We start from the raw sequence: 17837 nt of genomic DNA on the forward strand, positions 1-17837 counted from the left end.
TTTTACCAGCTAGTTCCTCTTACTCGTCTAGGAGATCCTCTGGCATGTCGTTGCCGTCGCCTAGATCGACAGGGGTTTCTTCGGGGGCAGAGCCGTCTTCTGTGGCTTCACCTTCGGGCTTCTCCTTGGCGGCCGTCATGCGGGCTACGGCGCAGATGCGGTCGTTGTCGTCGACGGTCATCATCTTGACGCCCTGGGTGGCGCGGCCGGTCTGGCTGATCTCGTCGGTCTTGACGCGAATGACCGTCGCGCCCTCCGTCACGATGAACAGCTCGTGCTGCGGGCCCACCGTCTTCATGGCCGCGAGGTTGCCCTTACGCTCGGTCATTTGGATGGTGTAGACGCCCTGGCCGCCGCGATTCTGCTCCGGGTAGTCCGCGACCGGCGTGCGCTTGCCGTAGCCGCGCTCGGTGATGACGAATAGATCGCCGTTGCCGTTAGTGACTTCCATGCCCAGAACGCTCACGCCGTCCTTCATACCGATACCGCGAACGCCGCTGGTATCGCGGCCGGTGGCGCGCACCTGTTCCTCGGAGAACATGATCGCCTTGCCCGCGGTGGTGGCCAGGATAATCTTGTCTCCCTCGCGCACGCGGCGCACGTTCAGCAGCGCGTCGTCGTCACGCAGGTTGATAGCGATCAGGCCGTCGCGGCGGCTGCGGTCATATGCGCTCATTACGGTCTTCTTGACCATGCCGCTCTTGGTGGCAAACATCAGGTACTCGTCGGCAGGGAACTCGCGGCAACTGATGACGCTCGCGATCTTCTCGCCCTCCTCGAAGGGCAGCAGGTTGACGATCGCGGTACCGCGCGCCTGGCGCGTACCCACCGGCAGCTCGTGCACCTTCAGGCGATAGACCTTACCCTTGTTCGAGAAGAACAGCACGTACTCGTGCGTGGACGCGATGAACATCTCGTCGATGACGTCGTCCTCTTTGAGGTTGACGCCCGACACGCCCTTGCCGCCGCGCTTCTGGGCGCGGTAGGCGGCCACCGGGATGCGCTTGACATAGCCGGTGTGGGTGATGGTCACGACCATGTCCTCATCGGCAATGAGGTCCTCGACGTCCAGGTCCTTCTCGACATGGCTGATCTCGGTGCGGCGCTTATCGCCGAACTTCTTGGAGATCTCGCGCATCTCTTCCTTAATGACGCCCAGGATCTTCTCCTCGTGCGCCAGCAGGTCCTCGTAGTAGGCGATGGCGCGGCGCAGGCCGTCCAGCTCTTCCTGGATCTTGTCGCGCTCCAGGCCGGTCAGGCGGCGCAGCTTCATCTCGAGGATGGCCGTGGTCTGCTCGGGCGTAAAGCCAAAGCGCTCGATCAGGCGGCTGCTGGCCTCGGAGTCGGTCTGCGAGGAGCGGATGATGCTGATGACCTCGTCGATATGGTCAAGGGCCATCAGGTAGCCCTCAAGGATATGCGCGCGGGCCTGGGCCTTCTTAAGGTCGAAGCGGGTGCGGCGGGTGACGACGTCGACCTGGTGGTCGATGTAGTGCTGCAGCATCTCGCGCAGGCTCAGGCATTTGGGAACGCCGTTGACAAGCGCCAGGTTGTTGGCGCCAAAGGTCGTCTGCAGCGAGGTGTACTTGTACAGGTTGTTGAGCACGACCTGCGGGATGACGCCCTTCTTGAGTTCGATGACCAGACGGATACCCTTCTGGTTGGACTCATCGCGCATATCCGAGATACCCTCGATGCGCTTGTCGTTGACGAGCTGGGCGATCTTCTCCTGCAGGGTGCCCTTGTTGACCATGTAGGGAATCTCGGTAAAGACCAGGCGGCTGCGGCCGGTCTTGGTGGACTCCACGTGAGCCTTGGCGCGCACGGTAATGGAGCCACGGCCGGTCTCGTAGCTCTGCTTAATACCGGCACTGCCCATGATGATGGCGCCGGTGGGGAAGTCCGGACCGGGCATGATCTGCATGAGCTCGTCGACAGTGGCGTCGGGATTATCGATCAGGTAGCAGGTTGCCTCGATCGCCTCGGTGAGGTTATGCGGGGCGATATTGGTGGCCATGCCGACGGCGATGCCCTGACTGCCGTTGACCAGCAGGTTGGGGAAGCGCGCAGGCAGCGCCTGAGGCTCGGCGAGCGATTCGTCGTAGTTGGGCTGCCAGTCGACGGTATCCTTCTGCAAGTCACGCAGGAGCTCCATGGCGGGCTTTGCCAGGCGGCTCTCGGTGTAACGCATGGCCGCCGCGCCGTCGCCGTCGATGTTACCGAAGTTGCCGTGACCGTCGATGAGCGGCGTGCGCATGGAGAACCACTGCGCCAGGCGGACCATGGCCTCATAGACCGCGAAGTCGCCATGCGGGTGGTACTTACCGATAACTTCGCCGACCGTCCAGGCCGACTTCTTGTGCGGGCGGTTGGGGTAGATGCCGCTCTCGTTCATCGCGTACAGGATGCGGCGGTGCACCGGCTTTAAGCCGTCGCGCACGTCCGGCAGGGCGCGCGCCGTAATGACCGACATCGAATACTCGATAAATGACTGCTTCATCTCGCGGCCAAACTCCGAAATCTGGAGCTGGCCGCCGTTGATATCCTCGCCGGCCGAGGCGCCACGGTCGACTTCGCCAAAGCTCTCCTCGAGCTCACCGTCGTCGTCCTCTTCCTCTTCATCATCGGCATCGGGGTTATAGGCGTCCGGATCGCCGTCCTCGCCCTGCTCAGCACGGGCAAGCAGGCGCTTCAGATCATCGGGCATACCGGCATCGCCGGCCTCGCCCATACCCTCGTTATTGTTGATATCGTCTGCCACGTTACCTCCTCATGGTTTGCGTGGTCCATTAATCATCCTGCCACGGAGACGGCTTTTCCAGGTGCCGCAGATTCGCTCGAAAGAGGAGGGAAGCGTACTTGGGTACGCGACCGACGATTGAGGGCGAAGGTGCGGTGGCTGGGAAAGCCGAACAGGTTAGGCGTCTAAGAAGCGCGCGTCGTGCGCGTGTTTTTCAATGTACTCGCGGCGATAGCCGACCTCGGAACCCATCAGCTCGCGCACGGCGCGGTCCGCCACCACGGCGTCCTCGATCGACACACGCTGCAGGATGCGGGTCTTGGGATCCATCGTCGTCGAGGCAAGCTGCTTGGGGTCCATCTCGCCCAGGCCCTTGTAGCGCTGGACGGTATAGCCCTTGCGCTTCTTGGTGATCTTGCCATCCTTGGCCTTGCCGGCCTCGTCGTTGTCGTCGGGGTTCAGGCCCAGACTCTGGATGGTGTCGCGCAGGATCTCGTCTTCGGGCTGGCGGCCGTTGGGATACACGTAGTGGATCTTGTTGCGCACCTTAATGCCAAAGATGGGCGGGCAGGCAACATAGACGTAGCCGGCATCGATCAGCGGACGCATGTACTTGTAGAAGAACGTCAGCAGCAGGATGCGGATATGCGCACCGTCGACGTCTGCATCGGTCATGATGATGATCTTGTGGTAGCGCGCCTTGGTGATATCGAAGTCGCCGCCGTCGCCGGCACTCGTCGTGACGCCGCAGCCGATCGCGGTAATCAGCGACTGGATGGTGTCACTCGAGAACGCGCGATGGTCACCAACGCGCTCGACGTTCAAAATCTTGCCACGCAGGGGCAGAATCGCCTGGATGTCTCGGCGACGGCCGTCCTTGGCCGAACCGCCTGCCGAGTCGCCCTCTACGATGAAGAGCTCGGTCAGCTCGGCATCGCGCACCGAGCAGTCGGCGAGCTTACCGGGCAGGGATGCCGTCTCGAGCAGGCTCTTGCGGCGGGTCGCCTCGCGCGCCTTGCGGGCGGCGTTGCGCGCCTTGCAGGCCTGTTGCGCCTTCTTGACGATCTCGCGAGCAGGCTTGGGATGCTCCTCGAGGTAATCGGCGAGGCCGTCGGTCACGATCTTGAGCGTGAGCGCGCGCATATAGGAGCTGCCGAGCTTTGCCTTGGTCTGGCCCTCAAACTGAGGATCGGGCAGCTTGACCGAGATAACGGCCGAAAGGCCCTCGCGCACATCGTCGCCGGTCAGGTTGGCGTCTTTTTCCTTGAGCAGGTTCTGCTTGCGCGCGTAATCGTTGATTACGCGGGTGAGCGCGGTGCGGAAGCCCTCAAGGTGCATGCCGCCCTCGGGAGTGTAGATGTCGTTGGCGAACGACATGACGTTCTCGCCGTAGCCGCTATTCCACTGCAGGGAAACCTCGACCTCGCCCATCTTGGTCACAGGCGCGTCCGGATCCGATTTGCCCTCGATGTAGATGGGCTCCTTAAAGGCCTCGGGGACGTCCTTGCCCTCGTTGAGGAACTTGACGAAGTCGATGATGCCGCCCTCGTAGCAAAACTCCTCCACGTGGGGAGTCGCCTCGCGCTCGTCGGTCAGCACAATCTTAAGGTTCTTATTGAGGAACGCCGTCTCCTGCAGACGGTTGTGCAGCGTATCGAAATCGTAGATGCAGGTCTCGAAGATCTCGTCGTCGGGCCAGAAGGTGACGGTGGTGCCCGTTGAATCCGAGGTGTCCACGACCTCCATCTTCTTGACGGTCTTGCCGCGCGAGAACTCCATCTCGTAGGTGTTGCCATCGCGGCGAACCTGAACGACCACGCGCTTGGACAGTGCGTTGACGACGGAGATGCCCACGCCGTGCAGGCCGCCCGAGACCTTATAGGCCGAGTTATCGAACTTACCGCCGGCGTGCAAGATCGTCATGACGACCTCGAGCGTCGGGATCTTTTTAACAGGGTGCTCGTCGACGGGGATGCCGCGCCCGTTGTCGACGACCGTGATGGAGTTGTCGGCGTGGACCGTCACCTGGATCTCGGTGCAGAAACCGGCCATGGCCTCGTCGACGGAGTTGTCAACGATCTCCCACACCAGGTGATGCAGACCGCTGGCGCTCGTCGAGCCGATATACATGCCCGGGCGCTTACGAACGGCCTCGAGACCTTCGAGAATCTTAATCTCGCCGCCATCGTAATCGTTTTCGTTTGCCACACGTCCTCCTTCAGTCAAGAAAATGTGTACAGCCTTACTAGTTTATCGTAAAAAAATACCATCGGGAACGAGGGTATTTGGCTCTACAAGGCCACCAGATGCGATTTAAGGCTCTTTTTTGCTTTGCACGCCCTTGGCCCACTCGGCACTGGCTCTCATGGCATTCTCGAGGGCCTCGCGCAGTTTTTGGTCTTCGATGGGCGCCACTTGGCGCTCAATCTCGGTGCGCTCGGCCTCACTTAGGTCGGCATACGGGGCCGGCGGTCGCTCGGTCGTCGCCGGGCGCAGGCGCTCCTTGGCGGCGGGCGGCGTGTGACCGGGCGCGGTGGTTTTGAACACCAGGCCGTCCACATGCGCACCGGCGCGCTCCATGCGCGCGCGGATGATCTCGCGCAACAGCGTCATTTCCTGCGTCCACGAGGGCGAGTCGAGATACACCAGCAGCTCATTGGACTCGGGCAGGTAACGCAGTCCCGTCACATGCCGCCCCTCGCGCGTGCCCGAGCACACCGCGTTCCATGCGCGATAGACCGTGCGCGACTCCTCGGCGGCCTCCATCTGCGCACGGCGCTTAGGCGTTGCAGCCGCCAGGATGCGCTGGCGCTCTGCGTTCAAAAACCCGCTGAAGGCGACTGTCTCGCTCTCGCGCTCGTAATTAGCACGTCTCACCCATGCTCACCACCTTGGCTCGATCAAGCAGGTCATCGGTAAAGTACCCCAGGTTGGTCGTGGTTATGACCGTCTGGATATCATCGCCGATCAGCCGCAGGAAAGCGCCGCGACGCTCGCCGTCGAGCTCGCTCATCACGTCGTCCAGAAGCAGCAGTGGGGCGGTGCCCAGGACATCGCGAGCCACGGCCACCTCGGCCACCTTCCAGGACAGTACCAGCGTGCGCTGCTGTCCTTGGCTGGCAAATGAACGGGCGGAGCGACCCGCCACGGTGAACTCGATCTCGTCGCGATGCGGTCCCACCAACGTCACGCCGCGGCGAATTTCCTCGTCGGCATGCTCGTCAAGGGCGGCCAGCATGCGCTCGTACGCCCAACCCTTCAGCTCTTCGCGATCCTCGACCTGGGGCAAATCCCCCAGCGTGGACGCATAGGTCACGTTGACAGCCTCGCCGGACGCCACTTGCCCGTAGGCAGTGTGCACATGGCCCGCCAGCCGGTCGAGTAGGGCCAACCGGTGCACGAGCAGGGCCGAGCCCGCGCGAGCAATCGAATCGTTCCACGCGCCGAGCATCTCGCGACAGCACCAGGTCTCCTTGAGCAGGGCGTTACGCTGGGTCACGCAGCGCCCATAGGTGCTCGCAAGATCGGCATAACGCGCGCTCAGCTGCATGCCAAAGTCATCGAGGGCGGCGCGGCGCACACTGGCGCCTCGCTTAACCATGTCCAGATGGTCGGGGCAAAACAGCACGCTCGGCAGAATCCCGCGCACACCGGCGGCAGAGCATCTCTTGCCGTTGCGACTAAACGAGCGCTTACCGTCCTCCGCGCTCAATCCCATATCAAGCACGCGGCCGTCGCCCTCGAGCCTCAGCTCGATCTTGCACGAGCCCACGCCGTCATGGACGAGCTCGGCTGCGGTCGGATGCCTAAACGAGGCGCCGCTCGTCAGCAGCTGCAGCGCCTCTATGAGATTGGTCTTTCCCGCCGCGTTGGGTCCCGCAAGTATCGTCACGCCCTCATCCAGGGCAAGGCGATAGCTATCGAAGCTGCGGTAGTGCGCGACGGAAAGATCGCGGGCGAACATGGTCATGGCGCAGCGCTAGATGCGGACCGGCATGACCAGGTACAGGTAGTTGATCTTGTCGTAGGACTTGAAGATGCCCGCCTGCGAGTAGCTCTTGAGCTCCAGCGTGATCTCCTTCTCCTTGGACAGGGCATTGAGGCAGCCGAAGATGTAGTGGTAGTTGAAGGCGATAGTACCCGACTCGCCCTCGGCCTCGACATCGATCGTCTCCTGCGCAAGGTCCTGGTCATTGGAAATGGAGGACAGGCCCATCTGTCCGTTCTCGACATCGATCTCGAACTTGACGGCGGGGTTGGCGCTCGCGATAACGGCCACGCGCTTGAGGGCGGCGTTAAAGGCGGCGACGTCGATCTTGACGCTCGTCACGCACGAATCGGGGATGAGCTGCTTGTAGTTGGGGTACACGCCCTCGATGCGGCGCGACACGTAGGTGGTGTTGCCGGCCTCAAAGACGACCTGGGTGTCGGTGGCCCCGATCATGATGGTCGCCTGGCTGGCCATGATGTTCAGTGCGTCGTTAAAGGCGTCAGCCGGAACGTTGAGCTCAAAGGAGCCCTCGAGGGTCGAGGTCTCGACCTGCGTATCGCACACGGCCAAGCGGAAGGAATCGGTCGCCACCAGGCGCACGGTGTTGTTCTCGACCTTCATGTGCACACCACCCAGGATGGGGCGGGCCTTGTCGGTCGAGGTGACGCGCCACACGCGGCCGACCATTTCGGACAAGATATCGGTCGGCAGCTCCACGGCACTCTCGATGGCATAGGCCGGAAACTCGGGGAAGTCATTGGCATCGAGCGTATTCAGGCGGAAAGAGCTCTTCTCGCAACCAATCAGCACCTGGCGCTCGGACAGCTCAAAGGTGACCGGGGCATCGGGGAGGGTCTTGGTGATATTGGAGAGCATCTTACAGGGGATAACCATCTCGCCCTCTTCTTCGACATGCGCCGCGATGCGATGACGGATCGAGATGGTGTAGTTAGAGGTTTGGAATTCCAAGATGCCGTCTTGGGCCTTAACGAGCACGCCCGACAGGATGGGAAGGGTGGATGCCGAAGCGACACCCTTCATAACGACGCCGATGGCTTGTGTAAGCGAACTCTGGCTGACGGTGAACTTCATCTTTTAATACCTTTCTATAGATATAAATATCTTAATAATAGTAATAGCACTGACGAAACTGTTGATTACTCCCAAAGACGCAGGTCAGACCTAGAAAGAGAATCGACAGCAACCTGTGTGCAACAAGGGTGGTTTTCCACGTTCAAAACCTGCGCAAAACTTTTCATCACCGCGGATTGGGTTTTAGACACCTTATGCCCGTGGTTTCGACAAGTTTTCAACAGGTGTCTCTATTTCCCTACGAGCGCAGTGTAATTTTATCGCGCAGCGACTTGAGGTCTTCGGTGACGGTGCGGTCTTCCTGGATCATCTTCTGGACCTTTTTGTAACTCGTGCTGACGGTCGAGTGGTTGCGATTGCCAAATTCGGCGCCCACCGCCGTGGTCGTCATCTCGCACATCTCGATGGCCAGATAGATGGCAATGTGGCGTGCTTTGGCGATATTGGCGTTGCGACGCGGGCCGATGAGCTCCTCGTGCGTCACGCCGTACTGCTCTTCGATGACGGACTGAACCGTCTGGACGTTGATCTTTTTGGCCGATGTGTCGAAGTACTGGCTGGCGATGGCGTCGATATCGTCAAAGGTGAGCTCCCCGCCCTCGCGCTCGCGGTCGCCCGCCTCGCCGGCGCAGCGCTCGCAAAAGCTCTCGAGTTCGCGGATGTTGGTGCCCGACACCTCTGCCATGTGTTTAAAGTGCTCGTCGGTCAGGTGCCCGCCGTCGCCCCCATAGGCCGCCAGCAGCGAGTCGTCGCCTGCCTCGGGAGCGGCGACGATGGTGTTCTCGTAATAGCGCTGCAAGATCTTGTATTTCATCTCGTAGCTGGGCTCTGCGACCAGGCAGAGCATGCCGGCGTTGAAGCGGCTGGTCAGACGCTCGTCCATGCTCAGGTCCTTGGGGGCGCGGTCTGCCGCGATGACGACCTTCTTGTTGTTGCGGATGAACTCGTCCATGAGCTGGAAAAAGTAGTCCACGCTCGCGCGCTTGCCGATGATGTTTTGGATGTCATCGATGATGAGCACGTCCACGCCGTGGTATGCCTGCATGATGGGGGCGTTGCTCTTCTTTTGGCGGTCGAACTCGGTCATCAGGTCGTCCAGATATGCCTGGGAGTTGGCATACTTGACCTTGATCTCGGGCGACTTCTCGGCGAGCTCGTTTTTGATGGCAAGCAGCAGGTGCGTCTTGCCCAGGCCCGATTTGCCGTAGATGAACAGTGATGTGCACGTGCCACGCTCGTCCGCGAGGGCGGCAAACTTGAGTGCCGAGCGATAGGCATGGCTGTTCTCGGGGCCGTAGACAAAGTTCTCAAAGGTAAATTTTGAGTTCGCGGCGAGCGGGGCTCCATCCGCATTCTGCTCGGCCGGTACGGTCGGTGCCGGCATGGGTGAAGCGGGGGTCGCAGCTTGCGTGGACTTAGTCGGCGCTCCGCCCTTCATCTGGTTCATCATGCGACGAAAATCATCGGCCGAGAGCGTGTTCTTGATTGCAATGCCCGAATCCGCGCCCGCCGCTGCGTCGTGAGCGATAGGCATGTGCGTGACGGGTGCGTTCGTTGACGTCGCCGCCGCGGTCGGCAACGGTGCCATGGTTTCACGGGAAACATCGCCGTGCTGGTGCTCGATTGTCGGCACGTCGCCTGCGGAGGCCGGCACCGCCGGGGAGGCAGCGGGAGCCGCGGCGGGCGCCGTCGCAGCAGCGGCTCCCGCCACGGCTCCTTGCGGTGCCACGATGTCGAGCGCAATCGGTGCAAAGGCGATTTCTTCCAGATAGGCCTCAATAGTCGGCTGATGCTTTTTGAGCTGCGCGATGGCAAAGCGCGAGGGGGCCTCGATCGTGAGCGTATCTTCGGTCAGGCTTATGGCGCGCGATTGCCCCAGCATGTTGATGAGGCGTGCATCTTGGCCGTCGCGCTGGCAAAAGGCGATGGCATCCCCCAGGATGATGCTTGCTTCCTCGTCCACTGTCTCTCCCGTTCTTTAGCTCTGAGCTCGCACGCGAGCGGCGCCGAGTTCGGTCAGATGGTATTTCTGGCCATGCTTGATGACCAAGCCGGCCTGCGCCAAGTCATTGAGCGTGCGTGACCAAGTGGGGGCCGAGTTTCCAAACGCCCTCGCCAGATCGGTAGCACCGCACGCTTGATTTTGCGCCAGATAGCCCAGCGCGGCGTTGCCGCGATCGCTTACGAACACGTCCGGTTGTGGCTGCGCATACTGATTTGCTGCATTAGGATACATCATTTGAGCTGCTGGTTGTTGAGAACTCTGCATCGGTGGCATTTGCTGTTGAAAACTTTGAGGCCACTGTTGGTAAGGCTGCGGAGTCATCTGCTGGGCCCAGGGGTTGTACTGCTGCTGCGGCATCTGCTGGTACGGCTGCTGATATCCCTGCTGGTACTGCTGCGGGAACTGCTGGCCATACCCCAGTGGCGGCATCTGCTGATATGGATATCCCTGTTGGTACGGCTGATAGCCCATTTGCTGGCCACCCGGTGCCCCCGTCGCCTGCTGCATTGCTGCTGCATCCTGATCCGCCAGCGGCATGGCCTCTGGCGCGTTTGGCGGCATCGACATCGATGCCGCCTGGGGCTCTTGTGTAGGAAGCATTCCGGGCTGCTGCATCTGTCCCACGGGGGGCTGCATCTGTTGCGTTGCCATGGGCTGCTGCGCAAAAGCTCCCGGCAGGGGATATGTGGGCTGCTCCGTCTCGGGCCGCACGGCAGCACCGCGTCCGCCGGCACGCTCTATTTCCTGCACGCGTTTAGGGTCCAGGCTTACCGTAACCACGGTGCCGTTGCCCATGTTGTCCTCGATGGACACGGCCCCGCCGGCGTTTTCCAAATACTCCTGCACCATGGGAAACCCTGCTCCGGTTCCACGGATGTAGCGCTTCATCTTGCTGTTTGCGCTGGTAACGCCAAAGTCGAAAGCACGCTCCTTGTCGTCGATGCCGGGTCCTTGATCAGCGAAGCGGATGGTGTCTCCGCCGTCCAGAATCGAGATGATGGGCTCGGCAAAGTGCGCGTGGATAAAGTTTTCGACAATCTCGCGGATGACCATGAGCGAGATATGGCCACCTTGTTCTTTCATGCACTGGTAGACGGTGTTGGTCGTCTCTTCCAAATACGTGCGGACATCTTGCGGATCAATGACGATCACACGCGGTGTCGACAGCATATCGTCATAGACGGCGATCCGCGCGGCGTACATGGCTTTTGGCGCCTGCGTGGTCGTCTGCTCGCCTTCCTCACGCTCTTCGCGCACGCCGGTGATGTGCTCGTTGTCGGGTGCCGGGTCTCCGGAATCGACCATGGTGTAAAAGTCGTCAGACATGCCGCTCGCAATCTTTCAAAAGGTTTCGAACAAATAGTAGCTCACCGTGCAATGTTTCTCATCTTTCGACAACTTTTCAAAACCTGTTGAAAACTTTGGAAAACGGACGAAAAGTTCTCAACATTGCCAACATGACCTGTTGAAAACTCGATGAAATATCGTGAAAAGTTGCCATGCACCGCTAAATCGAGCTCGGCTTATGGGGGAACCGTGTGAACTGCGCAACCTTTTACCTTTGATTTCTTGACATTTGAACATTGATTTCCCTACAATCTTCAAGCTCACGTGTCTATATCTGCGTCCGCGCCCCCGCGGACACTCGAAATGCAGCAGGAGGAACTTAAGATGAAGCGTACGTATCAGCCTAATAAGCGTAAGCGTGCCAAGACCCATGGCTTCCGTGCCCGTATGGCCACTAAGGGTGGTCGTGCCGTGCTCGCCCGTCGTCGCGCCAAGGGCCGCAAGCGTCTCACTGTCTAGCAGCGATACACACATCTCGCATGAAGACTATTAAGTCTCGGCAAGATTTCGAGCATGTGTTCAGTCAGGGGCGTCGTTTCAATCACCCTCTGATTCGAATGACCATATGTGAATCGGTTGGCGAAGGCGACTCCGGAAGGGTCGCCTTCGTTGGTGCTAAACGGCTCGGTTGTGCTGTCGTGCGCAGCCGTTCTAAGCGTGTGATGCGCGAGGCCGCCCGCAGCTGTGGATTTCCCGTTGCGGGTTATGACATCATCTTGTTCGCAACTCCCAAGACGAGGGTTTCTTCGCCTCAGGAGATGGACAATGCATTGCGTTCGCTTATGAAACGCGCCGGCGTTGCCGGGGAGGAGCGATGAGCAATCACGTTTTGCGACGTGTTGCCATCGCTCCTATTCGCATATATCAACAGGTTATTTCGCCCTTATTGCCTGACGCCTGCATTTATTACCCAACGTGCTCGCAATACGCCGTCCAGGCGATTGAGAAGTACGGTGTTTTGAGAGGCTGCTGGCTTGCCGTGAGGCGCATCGCTCGCTGCAATCCCCTGCACGTCGGCGGTTATGACCCTGTGCCCTAGCGGGCACTCGCTATCGGAGGAAAACTTACATGTGGGATTGGATCGTTAACATCCTTTTCGAGCTGCTCAAGCTCATCCAGACCTTTGCGGTCGACTGGGGCCTGTCCATCATCATCCTGGTGGTCATCATCCGTCTGCTGCTGACGCCGCTTATGCTCAAGTCGACTAAGTCGACGGCACGCATGCAGGTGCTGCAGCCCAAGATGCTCGAGATCCAGGAGCGCTATGCCGACGATCCCCAGCGTCAGGCCGAGGAAATGCAGAAGTTCTACAGCGAGAACAAGTTCAACCCGATGGCTGGTTGTCTGCCGCTGTTGATTCAGATGCCTGTCCTGTTCGCCCTATTTACGCTGCTGCGTAACCTGCCGGACTACTTTAACGACGGCACGTTCTCGTTCTTTAATATTCTGCCCGACCTGACCACCACGCCGAGTGCCTCCTTTGCCGATGGCTTTATGGTCGCGCTGCCTGCGCTGGTCTGCCTGATCCTGTTCGCTGTCCTGACCCTGATTCCGCAGCTCTATATGTCGCGCAACCAGACCGGCCAGCAGGCTCAGAGCATGCGTATGATGGCCGTTGTCATGACGGTCATGATGCTTTGGATGGGCTGGAGCCTTCCCGTTGGTGTTCTGCTGTACTACGACGTCTCGTCTGCTTGGCAGGTTATCCAGCAGATTTTTGTGACGCAGAAGGTCATCGACAAGGCGAAGGCCGATGAGGAGGAGCGCCTTAAGAACGCGCCGCTGCAGGTTGAGGTCACTCGTCGCGAGAAGAAGCCGCGCCCGCACAAGAAGAAGTAGCGGGATATCAATCTTATTTAGGTACCTAACTTTTGGAGTACGTTATGTCTGAAGAGATCATCGAGGATATGCTTGAGGAGGTTGCCCCGCAGGTCGCGGGCGATTATCCCGAGATTGCACAGCGCTACAAGGCCGGTGAAGAGCTGACCGACGAGGAGCTCGACACCATTGCCGATGTCGCGATTTCCATCCTGCGTTCCATCCTTTCGCACTTCGATGCCGCCAACTCTCCTATCGATGAGTATGAGGGCGACGAGGGTGAGCTGATTCTGGATGTAACGGCTCCCGACCTTGCTGTTCTCATTGGCCGTCATGGTCGCACCCTTGATGCCCTTCAGGTTATGTTCTCTTTGCTAGTGAGCCGCAAGCTTGGCTTTAGGTATCCGGTTGTAGTGGACGTCGAGGGATACAAGAGCCGCCGTCAGGACAAGGTTGCCTCCATGGCTCAGTCTGCAGCCGAGCGTGCCATCCGCACTCATAAGAGTGTTTCGCTTCCGCCCATGAATGCCTATGAGCGTCGACTGGTTCACATTGCACTTCGTGGCAATGATGCCGTCGATACTCATTCTGAGGGTTCTGACCCTGATCGCCATGTGGTGATTGTTGCTCGATAATCTGCTCGAGCTTATGCTAAGGGGACGTGGTTTCCACGTCCCCTTTTTTTGTCAAAAGTTCTCGATACACTGATTTTTGTCAGAAAGGAGCTTTCGTTGTTAGTACTTACTGATCAGCAAGCTGACGAGATGTTGACTCGTCTAACTTCCTATTGCAAAGAGTATTCCTTGAGCGTATCTGATGTTGAGCTGAGGAAATGTATTCAGCATTTGGATTTGGTTCTGGAAACAAATAAGACAACTAATCTCACCCGTATTCTTAACGTAGAAGATGCTGCGGTACTTCATATCCTCGACTCACTTGTTTTGCTCCCCTATATCAATAAGGCTCCTGAGGGAGCTTTGCTCGATATGGGGACAGGTGCGGGCTTCCCTGGTATTCCGTTAACCATAACCACGCATCGTAAAGCTACTTATATTGACTCTGTTGGTAAGAAGGTTGATGCCGTCAATTCTTTTGTTCATGCTCTTGGGTTGAAACATGCTCATGCGGTCCATGATCGTCTTGAAGAATATGCTCGAAGCCATAAGAAGCAGTTCTCTGTCGTAACTGCCCGCGCACTGGCTCCTCTACCGATTCTTGTTGAGTATGCAGCTCCGTTCCTCAAGGATGGAGGGCTATTTGTTATCACCAAGGGCAATCCTTCGGATGAGGAGCTTGCTTCTGGCATGTCAGCAGCTAAGATTTGTGGCTTCACTTTGCTTCTGAATGACGCAATCGATTTGCCTGAGGGCTTGGGCCACAGGGAGTTCATTGTTCTTAAGAAGAGTCATCCAGCATCTGTTTCATTGCCTCGTGCAAATGGCATGGCAAAGAAGAATCCGCTTGCCTAGATGTTTCACGTGAAACATAATGGATACTAACAACTTGCAGTGTTTCACGTGAAACATGGCAGTTGATATCGAATCGGAATGTTTCACGTGAAACATCCTCCGTTTGACAGCTTTAATACACACCAGGAGGGACCGTGGGATTTCGCGACGTTAAGCGTTCTAAGAACGCAAAAGACACGCGTATCATTGCAATCATCAATCAAAAAGGCGGCGTCGGTAAGTCAACAACGGCTGTAAACCTTGCAGCAGCACTGGGTGAGCAGGGTCGTAAGACACTGATTGTCGATTTTGATCCGCAGGGAAACAGCACCAGTGGATTTGGAATTGAAAAAGAAGACCTTGATCAATGCATCTATGATGCATTGCTGAATGATGTGCCCGCAGAATCGCTTGTTCTTGATACAAATTGCAAAAAGGTATTTGTAATTCCGGCTACAATTCAGCTTGCAGGCGCCGAAATTGAGCTCGTAAGCGCAATTGCTCGTGAAACCCGCCTCAAAGATTTGCTTGAGCCGATTCAGGACGAGTTCGATTTTATTTTCATTGACTGTCCTCCTTCGCTCGGCTTACTTACCATCAACGCCTTGACCGCAGCAGACAGTGTTTTGATTCCAATCCAGTGCGAGTATTACGCACTCGAGGGCGTTACGAAGCTGCTTGAGTCAATGAAGATGGTCAAATCACGTCTGAACAAGAGTTTAGACACCTATGGTGTGCTTATGACCATGTATGACTCGCGTACTTCTCTATCGAATCAGGTTGTTGAGGAGGTTCAATCGTACTTTGGGGACAAGGCGTTTAAGACGCTGATCCCCCGTACGGTTAAAATCTCCGAAGCTCCGTCTTTTGGAGAGCCAGTAATTACCTATGCACCTCAAAATAAGGGTGCAAAAGCGTATATGAACCTTGCAAAAGAGGTGATCAAGCGTGCCTAGTGTAAAGAAACGTGGCGGATTGGGGCGTGGACTCAATGCTTTGGTCTCTGAGGCCGAGTATGAGACCGGTAGTTCGTCTGCACCTGCTTCAAATGCTGCATCTGAAACAAAACTACCTATTGAAGATATCGTTCCTAACCCTAATCAGCCGCGAATTCACTTTAACGAAACTGAACTTCGTGAGTTGAGCGAGTCAATCCAAGAACATGGCGTTTTGCAGCCGCTTTTGGTTCGCAAGAATGGAAACGGCTATGAGATCATCGCTGGAGAGCGTCGTTACCAGGCGTCAAAGCTTGCTGGTCTTGAGGAGCTGCCTGTCATCATTAAAGATGTTAATGATGAAGAGATGCTGGCTCTTGCTCTTATCGAGAACCTTCAGCGTTCTGATCTGAATCCCGTTGAAGAGGCTAAGGGATATCGCCAGCTCATCGATGCCAGCGGTATGACCCAGGAGGCATTGTCGAAGGCTGTAAGTAAGTCACGCTCTGCAATTACAAACTCGCTGCGCCTTCTCGATCTCCCTGAAGTTGTTCAGCAGATGATTTTTGAGGGTAAACTTACTGCTGGTCACGCACGTGCGATTCTTGCAGTTCCCTATGAGGATGCTCGAATTCGACTTGCAGAGAAGGTTATTGCGGAGGGCCTTTCCGTAAGAGCGACAGAAAATCTTGCTCCATTGTTTTCTGCCGGAGAGACACCTAAGGCGCCGCGGCCTGCAACGCCTCAGTCTTTTAAAAAGGCCGCGCGTGTACTTCGTCAGGTGTTTAATACCAACGTGCGTGTGAAGAGCTCGCGTGGAAAGAATAAGATTGAGATTGAGTTTAAAGACGAAGAAGAGCTCTCTCGTATTCTTGGTGAAATGATTCAGTTTGATCAAGGAGGCCAAGATGAGGAATAAGATTCTAACTGCAATTGCATTGGCGACGACTGTCGCGGCTGGTGCCTTTGCTGGATATAAGATCGCGACAGACGATGAACTTCGAGGTCGTTTGCTTCGTGGCGCGCAAGATATCGTTGATACGTCCAAGAAGAAAATGGATGTTATGACAGAAGATGTTGCCATGCGCACTGCTCAGGTAACGAAAAATCCTAAGATTAATCAAGGTTGGGTTAGCAACCAATGGGAAAATGTAGGCTATTAGGTACCTAACAATTACTCAGCATATTCTAAGGGGCCCTTGTCTGATTCATGAGACAAGGGCCCCTTATTTTGGCCGTAAAAAATGGGACAGGAAGCAACTGATTCAAAATTGAGGTCAATAAATGAAACGGCCCCGGTTGCATATCCTGCAACCGGGGCCGTTCGATGTTTCACATGAAACGTTTTGGAGTGCGACTCCCCTATGCGTTCTTCTGAACTTTGAAGCGCTGTTTCAGCTGTCCGCAAGCGGCGTCAATATCGTTACCACGGGAGTTACGAATCGTGGTCTCGATGCCACGGGACTCAAGACGACGCTGAAGATCCTCAACCTTATGAATCGGCGACGGCTTGAGCGGGCTGCCCTCGATGTCGTTAAGTTGAATCAGGTTAACGTGGCACAGCGTTCCCTCGCAGAAGTCGCAGAGTGCCTGCATCTCGGGATTCGTGTCGTTGACGCCTTCGATCATGGCATACTCATAGGTCGGGCGGCGGCCAGTCTTCTCGGTGTAGAACTGAAGCGCTTCGTGAAGGCGAAGCAGCGTGTACTTCTTAACACCGGGCATGAGCTTATTGCGCGTCGACTGGATGGCGGAATGCAGGGAAACGGCAAGAGTGAACTGCTCGGGGATATCGGCAAATTTGCGAATACCGGGAATAACGCCGCTGGTAGAGACGGTGAGGTGACGAGCGCCGATACCGATGCCATCGGGGTCGTTGAGGATACGCAGTGCCTTGAGAACCTCGTCGTAGTTGGCAAACGGCTCGCCCTGGCCCATGAAGACAACGCTTGTGGCACGCTCGCCAAAGTCGTTGGATACATGAAGCACCTGGTCGACGATCTCTTGAGCGGTCAGAGAGCGCTTGAGGCCGTTGAGACCGGTAGCGCAAAAGGCGCAGCCCATGCCGCAGCCTGCCTGGGTGGAAACGCAGACGGAAAGTTTGTTACGACGGGGCATGCCGACAGTCTCGACGGAAATGCCATCGTGGTACTCGAGCAGATACTTGCGCGAGCCATCTTTGGAAACCTGCTTGGTGAGTTCAGTCGGCGTATCAAAGGCAAAAGCCTCTTTAAGCTGCTCACGGAAAGCCTTGGGAAGGTTGGTCATATCGTCAAACGAACAAACGTTCTTCTCAAAGACCCATTCGATGAGCTGCTTCGCGCGGAAGGCGGGCTGGTCAAGTTCGGCCACGAGCTCGCGAATATCGTTTTGGCTCAAGTCGCGAATGTCCTGAGATTTAGTCCTGGGATTCATGGAAGCCTTTCGATTTTGGGGAAACGTAGAGGGTATCGCTACAATA

17 protein-coding genes are annotated in these 17837 nt (G+C 57.2%); 9 read left to right on the forward strand and 8 right to left on the reverse strand.

The annotated features are described in order from the left end of the window. Window positions 1–19 precede the first annotated feature (19 nt). The 7 genes from gyrA to DWV58_RS07615 form a co-directional block, all read right to left on the reverse strand. On the reverse strand, window positions 20–2731 hold the full coding sequence (gene gyrA / locus DWV58_RS07585; RefSeq protein ID WP_199586042.1) for a DNA gyrase subunit A: 2712 nt from the start codon (window positions 2729–2731) through the stop codon (window positions 20–22). A gap of 186 nt (window positions 2732–2917) precedes the next feature. After that, entirely contained in the window at window positions 2918–4948 is a 2031-nt protein-coding gene (gyrB, locus tag DWV58_RS07590; RefSeq protein ID WP_117776710.1) for a DNA topoisomerase (ATP-hydrolyzing) subunit B, read from the reverse strand. Window positions 4949–5053: 105 nt separating this feature from the next. Further along, entirely contained in the window at window positions 5054–5617 is a 564-nt protein-coding gene (locus DWV58_RS07595) for a DciA family protein (protein ID WP_117776711.1), read from the reverse strand. Then, window positions 5604–6710 carry a DNA replication/repair protein RecF gene (locus tag DWV58_RS07600; RefSeq protein WP_117776712.1) on the reverse strand — a complete coding sequence of 369 codons (1107 nt, stop codon included), beginning with the start codon at window positions 6708–6710 and terminating at the stop codon, window positions 5604–5606. The genes DWV58_RS07595 and DWV58_RS07600 overlap by 14 nt, the downstream gene beginning before the upstream one ends. 9 nt (window positions 6711–6719) lie before the next feature. Then, complete coding sequence (dnaN, locus tag DWV58_RS07605) at window positions 6720–7823, reverse strand: DNA polymerase III subunit beta (protein WP_022094338.1); 1104 nt, start codon at window positions 7821–7823, stop codon at window positions 6720–6722. A gap of 238 nt (window positions 7824–8061) precedes the next feature. After that, window positions 8062–9786 carry a DnaA ATPase domain-containing protein gene (locus tag DWV58_RS07610; protein WP_117776713.1) on the reverse strand — a complete coding sequence of 575 codons (1725 nt, stop codon included), beginning with the start codon at window positions 9784–9786 and terminating at the stop codon, window positions 8062–8064. Window positions 9787–9801: 15 nt separating this feature from the next. Further along, a complete protein-coding gene (locus DWV58_RS07615; RefSeq protein WP_117774222.1) occupies window positions 9802–11154 on the reverse strand; it encodes an ATP-binding protein in 1353 nt (450 codons plus the stop codon). Between the two features lie 345 nt (window positions 11155–11499). Between DWV58_RS07615 and rpmH the strand changes: the two genes are divergently transcribed. From rpmH to DWV58_RS07660, 9 genes are all read left to right on the forward strand, one after another. Beyond that, window positions 11500–11634, forward strand: coding sequence for a 50S ribosomal protein L34 (rpmH, locus tag DWV58_RS07620; RefSeq protein ID WP_019127408.1), 135 nt, complete (start codon window positions 11500–11502; stop codon window positions 11632–11634). 20 nt (window positions 11635–11654) lie between these two features. Beyond that, window positions 11655–11993, forward strand: a complete 339-nt coding sequence (gene rnpA / locus DWV58_RS07625) for a ribonuclease P protein component (protein WP_117776714.1) — start codon at window positions 11655–11657, stop codon at window positions 11991–11993. Then, window positions 11990–12214, forward strand: coding sequence for a membrane protein insertion efficiency factor YidD (gene yidD / locus DWV58_RS07630; RefSeq protein ID WP_022093804.1), 225 nt, complete (start codon window positions 11990–11992; stop codon window positions 12212–12214). Before rnpA ends, yidD begins: the two co-directional genes overlap by 4 nt. A gap of 29 nt (window positions 12215–12243) precedes the next feature. Continuing rightward, on the forward strand, window positions 12244–13014 hold the full coding sequence (locus DWV58_RS07635; RefSeq protein ID WP_055251326.1) for a YidC/Oxa1 family membrane protein insertase: 771 nt from the start codon (window positions 12244–12246) through the stop codon (window positions 13012–13014). A 44-nt stretch (window positions 13015–13058) separates the two neighbouring features. After that, window positions 13059–13628 (forward strand): R3H domain-containing nucleic acid-binding protein, encoded by a 570-nt coding sequence (locus DWV58_RS07640; RefSeq protein WP_022093802.1) that lies wholly within the window; start codon window positions 13059–13061, stop codon window positions 13626–13628. Window positions 13629–13796: 168 nt separating this feature from the next. Further along, complete coding sequence (rsmG, locus tag DWV58_RS07645; RefSeq protein WP_233540538.1) at window positions 13797–14462, forward strand: 16S rRNA (guanine(527)-N(7))-methyltransferase RsmG; 666 nt, start codon at window positions 13797–13799, stop codon at window positions 14460–14462. Window positions 14463–14596: 134 nt separating this feature from the next. Continuing rightward, window positions 14597–15397 carry a ParA family protein gene (locus tag DWV58_RS07650; protein WP_117776716.1) on the forward strand — a complete coding sequence of 267 codons (801 nt, stop codon included), beginning with the start codon at window positions 14597–14599 and terminating at the stop codon, window positions 15395–15397. Then, window positions 15390–16295: a ParB/RepB/Spo0J family partition protein gene (locus DWV58_RS07655; RefSeq protein WP_199586040.1), complete on the forward strand. Its 906-nt coding sequence runs from the start codon at window positions 15390–15392 to the stop codon at window positions 16293–16295. The genes DWV58_RS07650 and DWV58_RS07655 overlap by 8 nt, the downstream gene beginning before the upstream one ends. Continuing rightward, a complete protein-coding gene (locus tag DWV58_RS07660) occupies window positions 16285–16539 on the forward strand; it encodes a hypothetical protein (protein WP_022093798.1) in 255 nt (84 codons plus the stop codon). Before DWV58_RS07655 ends, DWV58_RS07660 begins: the two co-directional genes overlap by 11 nt. 199 nt (window positions 16540–16738) lie before the next feature. Here DWV58_RS07660 and rlmN read toward each other — a convergent pair whose 3' ends face one another. Then, a complete protein-coding gene (rlmN, locus tag DWV58_RS07665) occupies window positions 16739–17791 on the reverse strand; it encodes a 23S rRNA (adenine(2503)-C(2))-methyltransferase RlmN (protein WP_117776717.1) in 1053 nt (350 codons plus the stop codon). Window positions 17792–17837: the final 46 nt, after the last annotated feature.

The organism is Collinsella sp. AF11-11, from assembly GCF_003465485.1.
Lineage (GTDB): Bacteria > Actinomycetota > Coriobacteriia > Coriobacteriales > Coriobacteriaceae > Collinsella.

What these genes read in the sequence shown, in the direction of transcription:
- gyrA (WP_199586042.1), bottom strand. Translation starts at nt 2,731, where the DNA reads ATGGGCGAGGCCGGCGATGCCGGTATGCCCGATGATCTGAAGCGCCTG.
- rnpA (WP_117776714.1), top strand. Translation starts at nt 11,655, where the DNA reads ATGAAGACTATTAAGTCTCGGCAAGATTTCGAGCATGTGTTCAGTCAG.
- DWV58_RS07600 (WP_117776712.1), bottom strand. Translation starts at nt 6,710, where the DNA reads ATGACCATGTTCGCCCGCGATCTTTCCGTCGCGCACTACCGCAGCTTC.
- DWV58_RS07635 (WP_055251326.1), top strand. Translation starts at nt 12,244, where the DNA reads ATGTGGGATTGGATCGTTAACATCCTTTTCGAGCTGCTCAAGCTCATC.
- DWV58_RS07640 (WP_022093802.1), top strand. Translation starts at nt 13,059, where the DNA reads ATGTCTGAAGAGATCATCGAGGATATGCTTGAGGAGGTTGCCCCGCAG.
- rpmH (WP_019127408.1), top strand. Translation starts at nt 11,500, where the DNA reads ATGAAGCGTACGTATCAGCCTAATAAGCGTAAGCGTGCCAAGACCCAT.
- rlmN (WP_117776717.1), bottom strand. Translation starts at nt 17,791, where the DNA reads ATGAATCCCAGGACTAAATCTCAGGACATTCGCGACTTGAGCCAAAAC.
- DWV58_RS07660 (WP_022093798.1), top strand. Translation starts at nt 16,285, where the DNA reads ATGAGGAATAAGATTCTAACTGCAATTGCATTGGCGACGACTGTCGCG.
- yidD (WP_022093804.1), top strand. Translation starts at nt 11,990, where the DNA reads ATGAGCAATCACGTTTTGCGACGTGTTGCCATCGCTCCTATTCGCATA.
- DWV58_RS07615 (WP_117774222.1), bottom strand. Translation starts at nt 11,154, where the DNA reads ATGTCTGACGACTTTTACACCATGGTCGATTCCGGAGACCCGGCACCC.
- dnaN (WP_022094338.1), bottom strand. Translation starts at nt 7,823, where the DNA reads ATGAAGTTCACCGTCAGCCAGAGTTCGCTTACACAAGCCATCGGCGTC.